Annotated in this window: 12 protein-coding genes; all 12 read right to left on the bottom strand. The window is 64.4% G+C overall.

Annotated features, from left to right (window positions below; translation table 11 throughout):
* Positions 1-6 precede the first annotated feature (6 nt).
* Positions 7-1,158, bottom strand: a complete 1,152-nt coding sequence (locus O1Q03_RS12280) for a phage late control D family protein (protein ID WP_269503748.1) — start codon at positions 1,156-1,158, stop codon at positions 7-9.
* Positions 1,155-1,583, bottom strand: a complete 429-nt coding sequence (locus tag O1Q03_RS12275; RefSeq protein WP_269503746.1) for a phage tail protein — start codon at positions 1,581-1,583, stop codon at positions 1,155-1,157. Before O1Q03_RS12275 ends, O1Q03_RS12280 begins: the two co-directional genes overlap by 4 nt.
* Before the next feature lie 12 nt (positions 1,584-1,595).
* Positions 1,596-4,688: a hypothetical protein gene (locus tag O1Q03_RS12270; RefSeq protein ID WP_442865781.1), complete on the bottom strand. Its 3,093-nt coding sequence runs from the start codon at positions 4,686-4,688 to the stop codon at positions 1,596-1,598.
* A complete protein-coding gene (locus O1Q03_RS12265; protein ID WP_269503744.1) occupies positions 4,685-4,804 on the bottom strand; it encodes a GpE family phage tail protein in 120 nt (39 codons plus the stop codon). The genes O1Q03_RS12270 and O1Q03_RS12265 overlap by 4 nt, the downstream gene beginning before the upstream one ends.
* Positions 4,804-5,115 (bottom strand): phage tail assembly protein, encoded by a 312-nt coding sequence (locus tag O1Q03_RS12260; protein WP_269503743.1) that lies wholly within the window; start codon positions 5,113-5,115, stop codon positions 4,804-4,806. Before O1Q03_RS12260 ends, O1Q03_RS12265 begins: the two co-directional genes overlap by 1 nt.
* 60 nt (positions 5,116-5,175) lie before the next feature.
* A complete protein-coding gene (locus O1Q03_RS12255) occupies positions 5,176-5,685 on the bottom strand; it encodes a phage major tail tube protein (RefSeq protein WP_269503742.1) in 510 nt (169 codons plus the stop codon).
* Positions 5,686-5,714: 29 nt separating this feature from the next.
* On the bottom strand, positions 5,715-6,887 hold the full coding sequence (locus O1Q03_RS12250; protein ID WP_269503740.1) for a phage tail sheath protein: 1,173 nt from the start codon (positions 6,885-6,887) through the stop codon (positions 5,715-5,717).
* 139 nt (positions 6,888-7,026) lie between these two features.
* Complete coding sequence (locus O1Q03_RS12245; RefSeq protein WP_269503739.1) at positions 7,027-7,776, bottom strand: DNA-methyltransferase; 750 nt, start codon at positions 7,774-7,776, stop codon at positions 7,027-7,029.
* Complete coding sequence (locus O1Q03_RS12240; RefSeq protein WP_269503738.1) at positions 7,773-7,934, bottom strand: Com family DNA-binding transcriptional regulator; 162 nt, start codon at positions 7,932-7,934, stop codon at positions 7,773-7,775. The genes O1Q03_RS12245 and O1Q03_RS12240 overlap by 4 nt, the downstream gene beginning before the upstream one ends.
* 87 nt (positions 7,935-8,021) lie before the next feature.
* Complete coding sequence (locus O1Q03_RS12235; protein WP_269503737.1) at positions 8,022-8,351, bottom strand: hypothetical protein; 330 nt, start codon at positions 8,349-8,351, stop codon at positions 8,022-8,024.
* 53 nt (positions 8,352-8,404) lie between these two features.
* The gene (locus O1Q03_RS12230; protein WP_269503736.1) at positions 8,405-8,977 is read right to left on the bottom strand and encodes a tail fiber assembly protein; all 573 of its coding nucleotides are present in this window, start codon (positions 8,975-8,977) and stop codon (positions 8,405-8,407) included.
* A 1-nt stretch (position 8,978) separates the two neighbouring features.
* The gene (locus O1Q03_RS12225; protein WP_269503734.1) at positions 8,979-12,488 is read right to left on the bottom strand and encodes a phage tail protein; all 3,510 of its coding nucleotides are present in this window, start codon (positions 12,486-12,488) and stop codon (positions 8,979-8,981) included.
* Positions 12,489-12,490 lie beyond the last annotated feature (2 nt).

Genomic DNA, 12,490 nt, shown 5'->3' with positions numbered 1-12,490 from the left:
CGGCGCCTAGTCAGTGCCCTCCGAGGTGTCGATCTCCGGCACCTCGCTCGCCTTGACCTCGAGATCGAGGTTCGCCGTATATCCCCTGTTACTGTCGATCGTGTGCGTGATACGCGCGATGATCCATTTGCAATCGTCGATGACACGTTTGTAACCGCGCACGGTTACAGGTAGTTCGGTCATCAGCTCGGGCCGGCCCAGCGCAAGGACGATGCTGAATTCGGCGACGCCCCGCTGTAACTTCTCCCATTCCGATTTCGCCGCGCGGGTCGCATTCCCCTTGTTCGCATACGTGTGCCGCAACGTCTTGACGTTCTCGGCCGTGCCGAACAGCACGTCGCCGCTCTTGTCGATCGGCTTCTTCTTCGTCGTGCGCCGGCGCCGGCGTTTCACCGTCGTCGACTGTTTCTTCGCCGTGCGTGTGTTCAGGTAGAACGCCTGCACGCCCGAGTACGTGTCACGATCCGCGACGGCGAACTCGTGGCGATCGCCGACGTCGCGGGTGATTGTGACGGCCGGCAATGGCTTGCCGCTCGCCGTCGTTGCTTCGCCGGCCTTGATGAACAGCAGCAATCCGTTCTTCACGGTGGCGATCGCGTCGAACATCTTCGCCAGGCGCGATAGAAGGTTGGCATCCGATTCGGCAGTCTGGTCGATGTGGTCGACGAGCTGCCCGTCCAGCGCCTTGCTGATGCGCGCCTGGATCCCGTTCTGGCTCGCGATCGCGCGCACGATCGCACCGATCGTCTGCCGATGCCACGAGCGCTCCTTCTTGATCGACAGGCCCGCGCGCAGGTCCGCGCTGCGCGCGCGAATCGTCAGTACGTCAGGCGTGCCCGCATGGCGCACCTCGTCGACCACGAACACGCCTTTCTCTACCAGGCCATTCGCGGCGCCGGCCCAGCCGATCGCAACCTTCAGCTTCACGCCGCGGCTCGGGATCTCGAGCGCGCCGTCAGTGTCGTCGAGGCTGATGTCGAGCTGGTCGGCTTCGAAGCCGCGGTTGTCCTGCAGCGTCATCGAGATCAGCCGGCCGTCGAACTTCCGCGATATGTCCTTGCCGTCGAGCGCGATCGAGTAGATCGCGCGCGGCACGCGATCGTCGGCGAGGACGTACTGCTGTACCAGGTCGGCGCCCGGCAGGTCGGCCAGATTCATAGCGTGATCGCCTCCTTGATCGCGTCCGTCACGATGCCGAGCATGTCCAGCTCGTCGGTGCGCGTCAGGCCGATCGTGAACTCGATGCGCCTGGCTGCGCCGTCCCGGAAGAAGAGCGTGCGCGTCGTGTCGATGTGGTCGACCGTGAACATGCCGTAGATGTGGCCGGTGCCCTCGATCAGCGGCCAGGCGGTGTGCTGGTCGGCCATCGCCTCGAGCACGGCCAGGGAGAGGTCGCCGCCGGTCAGCTCGGGCAGCAGTACGCCCGAGAGCTGAATCGTTTCGTCATCCTCGCCGGCGTATTGGCGGGCCGGCCGCCTCCCGACGCGCTGGTTGCTCGCGTAACGCCACGCGCGTTTCCGCTGTAGCTGCTGGTACGGGAGTGTGTCCAGGCTGAAGACGAACAGCCCGAGCGCCATCATCATTTCGACCGCTCCTTAATCTTTGTCGCCCAGACGCGATCGCGTGCGTGCAGCTTGCGCGGCTTCTTCGTCGCGCAGCATCTGCTTCATCTTTCGAATGAGCGCGTCCTCGTTCATGCCGGGCGCCGGGTAGACGTTTATGGTGATCGGCGCCAGCGCGGCCGCGACCGGCGCCGGCGCGGCGGCCGACAGTGGCCGGCGAGTGTCGACGGCCAGCGGTTCGGCGCCGGCGATCGCGGTGCCGATCAGGCCCAACCCTGCGCCGGCCGCGACGATCAGCTTGCGCAGCTCGAGCGCCGCCGCGAGCGGGTGTTGCTGGGCTTCACCTTGGCCGCGCTCGGGCGGGGCGATCGTCCAGCTCGTCGCGCCCTTGATGCCGATGCCGGCGCCGGCGTCGATGATTCGCTTGCCGAGGTCGAGGACCGTCGAGAGCGGGCCTTTTTGCCCGTCGCGCAGCCCCTGCTCGAGGCCTGCCATCGTCCAGCCGCCGAGCGCCGCAAACACGCGGCTCGGCGAGTGGATCCCGAGTCGTTCCTTGAACCAACCGATCACGCTGTCGCCGGCCGACTGAATTGCAGTTTTGACGGCTCCGAGGCTGGTCGAGATGCCATTCGCGAGCCCCTGCAGGATTTGCTGCCCGAACGTCGTGAACCGGGATGGGAGGTCAATGCCGAACCAGGACAGTACGCTTGCGAAAGCGCGATAGAACAGGCCGAGCGGCGACCAGTTCGCGATCAGCGCACCGATGGCGCCGATGCCACCGTTCATTGCTGACCGAGCTTCCGTCATCACCTCCGTGAACAGCGTCGGCACCGCACCGATCACGCGCGCGAGCAGTTCGAATGGCGCTAGGCCGAGCCGGATCCCGAAAGCGAGCACATTTCCGAACGATCGGCCGGCTTCACCGACTGCGTGCAATTGGTCCGCGCTCGCCGCTGCCGGCGCGAGGAGATTGCTGAACCAACCGGCGACAGTCGACAACACGCTGGCGAGCCAATCCCACAGAGGCTTCATTCCGGCGAGCGCACCAGCGATGGGGGCAAACGCGCCGGCGAACGCATCGCGCATTGGCGCGAGTCCGGCGCTGATGCCGGAGAACATGCCGCCGAAGAACGCCTCAATCGGCTCCCAATACTTCACGATCAGCAGCGCGGAGAGCGCGATTGCCGCCGCGATCAGACCGATCGGAGAGGTGAGGAATGCGCGCCCAACTAGCATCAGGACGCGGCCAAGCACCTGCAAGGACGCCGCGGCCAGGCGTACGCCCGTCGACAGCAGTCCACCGCGCATGCCGAGCATCGTGAGGCCGTATCGCACGATCGCCATCGGGCCTATGACGCCGGCGAGCGCGATCGTCAGGGTGCCGAGGACGACGAGCAGCACGCCGAGGCCGGCGGCGCCGATCGCGGCGGCCCGCGTGAAATTCGGGAACTCCTTCGTGAAGCCGAGGATTCGGTCCAGGACATTCGCGGTCAGATCGAGCGCCTTGTTGTAGACCGGCAGCACTTGCTCGCCGATCTCGGCGCGTAGGTCGCGCACCTTGGCGAGCGCAACCAGCTCGCGGCCTTCAGTCTGACGCTGGCCGAGTTCGTGTAGCTCGTCGATACCGTATGCGCCGCGGTTGAGCTTCTCGCTCTTGTGGATCTGCTGGCGCTGCATGTACATCGTCGAGAAGAAGTTCGCGCCGTTCCCGTTCGTCATGATCGTCGCGAACTCGTCCAGGATCTTGCTCTGGTCGGTGATGCCCTTCGTCTTCAGCTTCGGCAGCAGCACTTTCTCCATCCACTCGAACGGCGATGCCTTGTACAGGTCGTGCTCGATCAGCGCACCGGGCTTGATGCGCTTGACGGTGCCGGTCGTGGTGTACTCGACGGACTTCTTGTCGACGAGGCCCAGCTCGACCATGCGCTTCGCCGCGCGCACCGTCGTTTTGCCCTGCATCAGGTTGCTGTATGCCGCAGCGACGCCGGTGCCGGCCGCATGCCCGCCCATTTCCTGAACGAGCGGTTCCATCTGGTAGTAAAACGCGTCCTGTCGGAGCTGCTTTGCGGCGGTCTTCCCGGTTTGGATGAAGTTGCGCCACTCGTCCCCGCCAACACGCCCACCCGTCGAGGACAGAACTTGCTGCACGAGGTTCGCTTCGGCCTTGAACGTGCGTTCGTCCTTCGTGCCGCCGCGCAGCTCGATGACCTTCAGCATGTTCATGAACTTCTCTTCGTTCTCGTGCCCCTGTTCACCGCCGAACATTGCCTCGTTCGCGAACTTCATTTTCGCGAGGGTCGGCATTGCCATTTGCGCGTGATGCTCGTCGGCGAAAATCGACATCGAATCGCGCATCAGGGTCATGTTGTCGGAGACGGACACGCCTGCCGACTTCATTGAGCGCACGTATTTCTCGGCGTCGCGCGTTGCTTCCTTGCCCAGGCCGAGCGCTTCTATGCGGCCGCGCTCGTTCTGGATCTTCTTCGCCTGGGTCATTGGCTCGCGGAGGTCGTCCACGATGCGCGAGCCGGTCGCGCGCGTGGCATATCCTCCGATCGCCAGCTCGGCCGCTGCGCCGCGTGCGGCGCCCAACTTCGCGCGCGCATTGGCGACGCGTTGCTGGCGATCGTTCATCGCGTCGAGGCGCCGACTTTGTTCGGAGAGCACCGTGTTGGTATCCGCGATGTTCGAGCGCAGCGTGCGCTGATGCTGTGCGAGATTGCGGGTACTGATGCCGCTTTCGGCGAGCCCCGTGCGGACACGGTCGAGGCGCACGCGCTGCTGGTCGAGCTGCGTCGTGAGCGACTTTGCGGCGCGGACGGCCTGCTGATGCTCGCGGGTCAGGGCGCGGGTCGGCTTCTCCGCAGCCTGCATCTGCTGCGCGAGTTGGCGCACGCGGTCTTGCGCCGCGCGTGCGCTGGCTTCCGTCTGCTGCATGCCGCGGCGCAAATCGCGAAACTCGCCGACGCGCTTCTGAGCGTCGCCGAATTCCTTGAGACGCGCGCGCGTGTCGCGCAGGCTCTTCACGAGATCGCGATTGCTGCCCGCGATCTGCTTGATCGGCCGCGTCGCCTGGTCGAGCGCTTTGAGGACGACCTCGAGGCGCAGAGAGCGGGCGGCCGTCATTCATCGCCTCGTTCGTAGCGGACGCGCGCACGCTCGCGCCAGCCCATCAGTTCAGCGACGGGCATGGCGTCCATGACAGGGGGTGTCCAGCCGAACACGAGGGCGACGTCAGCCATTACATCGTCGACATCTCGAGGGACGCGTCCATCTTCGACGAACTCGGCACCAAAAAACCGGCCACCTCCGTGCCGAGCTGCACCATGTCGGCCGGATCCATGCGCAGGACGTCCTGCTCGGTGAGCGTCGGGCTGCTGATGCGCGGGATGACCTTCGACAGCGCGATAACGTCGAGCTGCAGGACGTCTGTGAGGGTGACGCCGCGCAGCGCGCCGGCATGCGGTTTGGTCAGCACGACTTCGGTGATCGTCTGCTCGCCGCGCGTGATCGGCGTGTCGAGGGTGACGGATGCGGATTTCTTTTTTTCCATGATGCGGTTCCTGATTGGTAGGGGTTGGGGCGGGCTCGCGGCGCGAGCCCGGTGAATCGGTTACAGGCCGATCGCGCGGCGCTGCTCGGCGAGCCGGTCGACACCGCCGACCGTTTCGACGTAGTTCACGAAGTCGATCTCGATGAGGGTTTCGCCGTTTTGCACGAGGCGGTAGTAGGCGAGCGACATCGTGCCGGTCTGGTCGGCGTTGTCGCCGGCCTTGGCCTTGCCGGGGTCGATTTCCTTGTAGCGGCCGCGAACGTAGACCTCGATCGAGTCGACGTCGCCGGTGTCGTCGCGCTGATAGGCGCCGGCGAAACGCACCGTGACGCCGTCGATCTTCGACGTGCCCCACGTGTTGAACATTTCCTTCATGAAGCCGCCCATCGTCAGGCCGAGCTCGAGCTTCTCGCTGCCGAGGTCGATGTCGACTTCTCCGTTCATGCCGCCGCCGCGATACGCCTCCATCTTTCGCGACAGCTTCGGAAGTTGAACCTCCTGCACCTGGCCGACGAACGAGACGCCGTCCTCGAACACGTTGAAATTTTTCAGTTTGGATGGCAGAGCCATTGCGCTTTCCTATGGTGGGTGCGGCGCCGTCAGACGGCGATGCTTTCCGCGAACTTGAGCAGGTATCGGTCGGTGATCCGCTGGCGGAACGTCAGATCCTCGAGCGGCGGGACCGCGGTGAAGTCGTAGTCGAGGAAGCCCCGGCCGGCCTTGAGCGAATCCTTGTCGTTCGCCGCGGGGTCGAACCAGCACTGGCCGTCGATGATGTAGCCCGCCGTTTTCCACGCGCGAAACTTCGCGTTGACGCCGTCGACGATGTCGCGGATGAGCGTGCGGCTCATCGGCATGTCGACCGCCCACATATGCGCCTCGGCCATCGTGTCGGCGATCACCTGGGCCGTGCGGACGTAGTTCTCGAATGCCCACAGCTTGTCGGCCGAGCAGGTGCGCGAACCCCAGAAACGGAAACCGTCGGCGTTCACGAGCGTCGTGACGTCGTGGCTGTTCAGATAGCCAGCGTCGGTGTTCGGATCCTGCAGATCCCAGAACACGTCACGGCTGATGCCGGTGACACCGTTGACGGGTACGTTCGAGATCGTCTTGTGCCAGCCGATCTCTTCGTCGATCTTCGCGCGCAGGCCGAGCGCGCGCGCCGTTGCCCAGGTGGTGTCGGATGCGTTCGTCGCGGTGTTCCAGTTCACGAAGTCCGGCCAGATCGTCATCAGCTCGCGCTGACCGAAGTTCTGGCGGTAGGCCGTCGCGGCTTCTTTCGTTTTCGCGTCGGCCGCGTTGACGTAGGCAAAACCGCGGAGCTTCTGCGCGATGGTCGCCAGCTCGGTCGCGACGGGCAGCGTGTCGAGACCCGGACAGGCGAGAATGCGCGGCTGGACGCCGAGCTTGCCTTTCGCGGAGAGCAGCGCCTTCATACCGGTGTACTGGCCCTCGGCCGTCGTTCCGCCAATCACGGCTGTGTTCGTCGATGCCGCGTCTTTGCCGGCGGTCACGCGCACGGCGACGATCACCGGCGATGTCTGCGCGGCGATTGCGTCGAGCGAACGCGCGAGCGTGCCCTTCGTGCCAGCGCGGCCGATCGCGGACCGGACGTTCGTGATGAGAACCGGGCGGTTTTCGGGGAAGGTGGTCGCGTCGGCGTCGTCGCCGGTGCAGACCATGCCGATCACGCCCGTGCTGACCGTGCGGATGGGGCGCGTACCGTCATTAACTTCAATGACGCGTACGCCGTGGTGGTAATCAGTTGCCATGCGATCTCCCAGGAGTGAGCGTCCTGAAAGATTGCCTTTCGCGCGCGCGCAGATCACGCGCCGGAGGTTGTGCCGCGGCGCGGCACAACAGAAACAGCCGCCGGCACGCGCGATCGGCAGCCGACGGCTATGGGTTGCGTTACGCGGCGGCTGGCAGTTCGCCGACTTCGGCGAGCCGCGCGCTCGCGATCTCGTGATACGCGGGCTCCAGCTCGCAGCCGATCCAGTTCAGGCCTGCGGCCTTTGCCGCGGCTAGGAATGTGCCTGAGCCGGCGAACGGGTCTAGGACGACGCCGCCTTCCGGCACCAGGCGCACGACGTCGCGCGCGAGCTGCGCAGGCTTCTCGGTCATGTGCCGCTTCGGATGCGCCAGGCGCTCGGAGAACACGCCCGGCAGGTACACCTCGGCGCGCCGCACGGCGCCCTTCGTCGCCCATACCAGGAACTCGGTCTGCTGCGCGAAGCCGCCGGCGCGCGGTCGTGTGCGGCCGCTCGTCTTGTCCCATACCGCGATGCCGCGCCAGGTGAAGCCGGCCGCCTGGATCGCGTCCGTGAGGCTCGGGAGCTGGCGCCAGTCGACGAAGCAGGCGAGGTGCGCCTCGTTACGGCAGACCCGATAGGCTTCAGCGAGCCACGTCATGCACCAGAACGTCCAGGAGCGCTGGTCCTTGTTGTCGTGCTGGAAGTCCGGATAGACCGTCTTCGTGTCGGTGCTGACGTACTTGCTCGACGGCGCCTGGCTGCGTGTGGCGCTCGTTGTGCCGCCGGACGAGTAGGGCGGATCCGTGAAGACCAGGTCGACGCTGTTGTCGGGTAGTGCGCGCATGACGTTCAGCGAGTCGGCGCGATGGAGACGGTTGATCAGTTCTGCGGGGATGGTGTGTTTCATGGGGCGTTTCCCTTGTCGGAGGCTCGCTGGCCTGCGGGTAAGGGGCGCTCGGCCCTCAGAACGTTCATTGCCCGGCAGCGCGGGCATTTGATGGTGAGTCGGACGTACTCGCCGACTCCGAGCTTGCGGTTACAGCTACCGCAACGGATGTCCTGCATGTGGTGATTCCTGCATGTGCTACGAGGCTGGCGCATCCGATGTTGGTGCATCGCATGCGCCGCCGTGATTCTTCGTGTCGATGCGTCTTATCCGACGATTTTCGCGCCCTGGAACGCGTAACGATTCGTTCCGTACTGGCGCAGCGTTTCGTCAACCTCTTCGTTGGCCGGTGCAGCCTGAACGAGCTCGGTTTCGACGAAAGCGCGCGGATCCTGCCCGTTGCCGGGCACGCCGTCCAGGTTCATCGACGTGGTGGCCAACGGGACTCGCTCTTCGGCCATCGCCGCTTCATCGTAGAAGCTGGAAATCTGCGCTGCCGTGTTTTTTCCGACGTAGTTGACCGTCACGATGTCGATGCGATGAAGGCTCACCGGCGTGCCGAATTGCTCGACGGTGATCGTTTTCTTGAGTGGCATGTAAGAGACCTCCGGGTTAGGGTTTCAACGGAATGTTTATGAATCAGGGGGTGTCAGGCTGGCTGGCTCGGCCACCGGACGTTCAGCGGAAAGTCTTTCGCTTGGATCGTCCGCACCAGATCTAGCTGGTACGCGGACCAGGCGCGGAACTTGTCGCACTCTTCCCGCGACAGCAAATCTGCGGCATATGCGTCGGCCTTGCCGGCATTTGCCTGGCGGGCGATCGCCATGCGCCGTTCGAACTCGGCCATCGCTTCGTCGTGTACGCGCTGCGCGAGTAGCGCCGGATCGACCGTCCATTGGCCACCGTTCCATACGTATTCGGTCGACGGCCGTGGTGCGTCGGTGAGGCCGGCCTCATTCGGCGCCACGCCCGCGATACTGATTTCCGCCGGCGACCCGTCGCTCGTCCGGTACAGCACGACGCCACGAAAGTCGGGGAGCAGCACCCACGAGTCACCACGGCGAAATGGCCATTCGCGGGGGCCGCGATCGGGCAGCGGGTCAGACGTGCAGAACGCAGGGGTCAGCCAGCGATTCGGGTTCATGGGGTCGGCGTCGGGCATGAAGCTGCTCACGTATTGGCCCGACTCGTTGTCGAATTGATGCATAAGATTCGTATTCATTTCAGTAGGCTCGAATCATGGGTTGAAGGGCGATATTTCGCGGGCGAGCTTCATTGCCGCCGTCGCTGGCGACCGTGATCGCGTGGGTATGGTTGCCGGCTCCACCGATTCCGACGTTGTGCCCGTGGTTGCCATCGGCACTGATCGAGATATTCGAGCCGGAGCGCGACGATCTGTATCGGTCAGCTCTGTCGTTGTTGTACGGGCCGTTACCCTGCCCATATGAGGTGCCGACCACGCCGACGCGGCCAATTGGGGTTTCGTGGTCGTGGCCACCATCCTTGATGCCGTGTGCGTGAAAGCCCTGTGCATCCGTCCAGGCGCCGTGTACGTGATCGCCAACAGCGGCCGCGGACGCACCGTGCGCGTGCGAGCGGTTTTGGCTGTCCTGCGAGCTGCCGATCAGGCGGCTTGCATCAATTCCGCGGCCATCGTCCCAACAACGAATGAACTCGCCGCGCAGCTCGGGAATACGGAACGTCGTGCTTCCGTCACCGGTGGAGTAGCAGCCGTTCCGGTCCTTTTTCCAATCAGCGTCAGAAACGATCGCGCCGCTCGCCTGAGCGTAGGCCCAGAGGGCCGGGTAGTCGGCGCGCTTCAGCTCGGCGCCGTTCAATTTCAAGAAGCCAGCGCGCGCGTTCGCGCGTACCTCCCACACAATCTGGCCGATCGTCGCGGTGAGCAACTCGGCAACGAGCCAGGCCGACGTGATGAGCTTGTCCGATTTGTCGCCGGCGAGCGGCGCGGTCGCAGTTGCGATGCCACCAACTCGAAGCAGCGACGAACCGTCGTCGGTGGCCCCGCCGATCAGCACGCGTCCACCGTTCGACATCAGCTTCATGGTCGACAGTTTCATGCCGCCGCCAGGTGGGCGAACGATGGTCATCGCGCTTTGCGAGCTGGCAAAATCGTCGGCGATCGCGCGAAGGGCAAACGCACCGCTGCCGTCCGTGATCATTTCCCACGACTTCTCATCCTTGGCCGCGCCTTCGCGACGCAGGTAGATCGACGTTTGACCGGTTCCGTTACCGTTCGATGCCGTCAACGCAGCACGCGTCCCAATACCGGTAATCGAAGCCGAGGACTTGATCGAACCGGTCGCGCTCAGGGGGCCCGCTACTTGTACGAGATCGACGCCGTTATCAACCGCCGTGCCGACGAGCACACGCCCGCCGGTGTTGATCGTGAGCTTCGGTGAACCGGCGATCATGAACCGGTGCATGCCGCCGTAGTACGTCAGCAAGCCTTTGCCGGCCGTTGTCTTATCGCCGCCGGACGCGAGAATGCGCGAGTCGTAGTCGACGTTCCCGCCCGAGCTATGGAAGTCAAAATACGGCGTGCCCTCCGTCGTGAGGCTGCCGATTTCCATGTTTGCCATGCGCGACGTCATCACGATCCGGCCGCCGATCGACACATCGCCGTTGACCTGCAATCGGCTCTGCCCGTCGTCGCCTGTTGTGCCGATCAGCACGCGGCCGCTATCGGTAATACGCATCTTGCGGCTGGATGCGGCCGAGCCGGCGCTCGTCGTAAAGAAGTCGAGCAGCGACCCGCTCGCGGTCGACGAAAACGTTTCGACCGCACTGGCGACCATCGCGGCCGCGCTGACGTAGGCCGCCCCCGTCGAGCCGACAAACCTCACAGTCCCAAGCACGTCGCCCGCGCGAACCGCCCCGTGCGTACCGACCTTCGTGCCGCGTGATTTCCCGAGATTGAGCGCAGCTCCCCATGCGTTGTCAGCAAAGGACGCCGACGTGATCGCGCTGTCGTCCCCAATGCCGAAGTTCTGGATTCCGCCGTTCAGAATGCCTGTTTCGATAGTTGCCTTGCCACCACGAAAGACGCGGCCGGAGAACGCAGAGGTTCCCGCTACCTGTAGCGTATTCGAGCCGTCGTCGGACGTGGAGCCGATGACGACATGGCCAGCTTCCGTGACGCGCGCGCGCTCGCTATCGCCGGTTCGGATGACGAGCGAACCGTGACCACTCGTGCCGCTTCCATAGAAGCCGATCGTCGGGCCGCTTACGTTGCTATTGCCGAAGCCGATTACACCTTGGTCGGCCGCTTTCCGGTCGCCGATCAGATAGTTGACTGCGCGAATGCTTCCGCCCACCTGGAGGGTGTTTGAACCGTCGTCGCTGACGGAGCCGACCATCACTCGCCCGCCGAACTTCGTCCCCGAGCCGTTTTGGTCAACGTAGACTTGCCCGGTGCTCAAGTTCCACTGGAGCGGACGGTAGCTGTTCCAGTTGCCGTATTGGTCCTTCGCATTTGTCTGCAGCAAAAATGCTGACGCGCCGTCGTTGCGGAAAAGCACGCCGTAGTCGCCGCGCACGACGCGTAATCCGGTAGCCGCTGTCGAGCGCAGTTCGCCGGCTACGGTGGCGTTGCCCGCGACTTGGAGAATGTGCGTTCCGTCATCGGCGGTTGAGCCGAGTAGAAGCCGACCGGCCGATGTAACGCGTGCGCGCTCGACACCCGCGGTCTTCAATACCAGCGAACCGGAGCCGCTCGTTCCGCTTCCATAGAGCGCAACCGCCGGCCCGTTTGCGTTTGTGAACCCGAAGACACCGGAATTTCCGGATGCCTGGTCGTCGATGAGGAAGTTGCCAGCGCGCGCGCTTCCGCCGACCTGCAGCGCGGTCTTACCATCGTCGGGCAGATTGCCGACGATCGCGCGTCCGCCATACGTCAGGCGTAATGCGCGCGCCTGGTTGGCATCGCTTTGCGTTTCGTTCGCTGCCTTGTTCAGGAAGACGTCGACGTACTCCTTGCCCCAGGTGCCACCTTCGAAGCCCGAACGAATCGAGGCGACGAACCGCGTATTGGTATCCGCGCCGGTGCCGAACGTGCCGAAGAACCGCAGCTTCGCCGCGCGATTTGTCGCGCCGGATTGAGCCTTGATCGAGAGCTGGGCGTTGTTGTCGCTCGGAATGGACGTGATGGTCGGCGTCCCGACGAATGCGGGGCTCGCGAGCGGCGCAAAGCGCTTCGCGGCAGTATGTGGCGTGAGCGCGCGCGTGCTGTCGGTGCCGGCGTCGACCTCGGCCTGAGTCGCGATCTCGATGACGCCTTGTCGCTCCGTCGTTGCCGGCGGATTCAGGAACGTGGCCGGCCCGAATTCGAGCTTCGTCACGTCGATCGTCTTGAACACGGTATCGGCTGCGAGAAGCAGCATCGACGCGGCGGCCTTTTCGAGGATCGGGTCTTTCTGCACATAGACACCGAACAGCACGCCGTTGTCGAGATACAGGCCGAACGCGTACAGCTTGTACTGGTCCGCCGTGTCGTCCTGGATGACGAGGTGGATCGTGTCCTTCGCGACCGTATCGCCGCCGAACGTGGTGATCCGCTTCAGCTCGTTCGGCAGAGCCTTCATGTCCGGCTTATACGTGAACGTCGCTGTTCCCAAGCCAATCTGCGTGACCTTGTGTGCGGCCGTGCCCGTGTTCCCGGCCGCCACCAGTGCGGCGCGGCCGGCGTCCGTAATCTGAATGAGGTTTCCAGCCATGT

It is taken from the genome of Burkholderia sp. IMCC1007, assembly GCF_027257875.1.
GTDB lineage: Bacteria > Pseudomonadota > Gammaproteobacteria > Burkholderiales > Burkholderiaceae > Burkholderia.
Note: the sequence above shows the minus strand (reverse complement) of the source record. Positions and strands in the feature narration are given on the sequence as shown.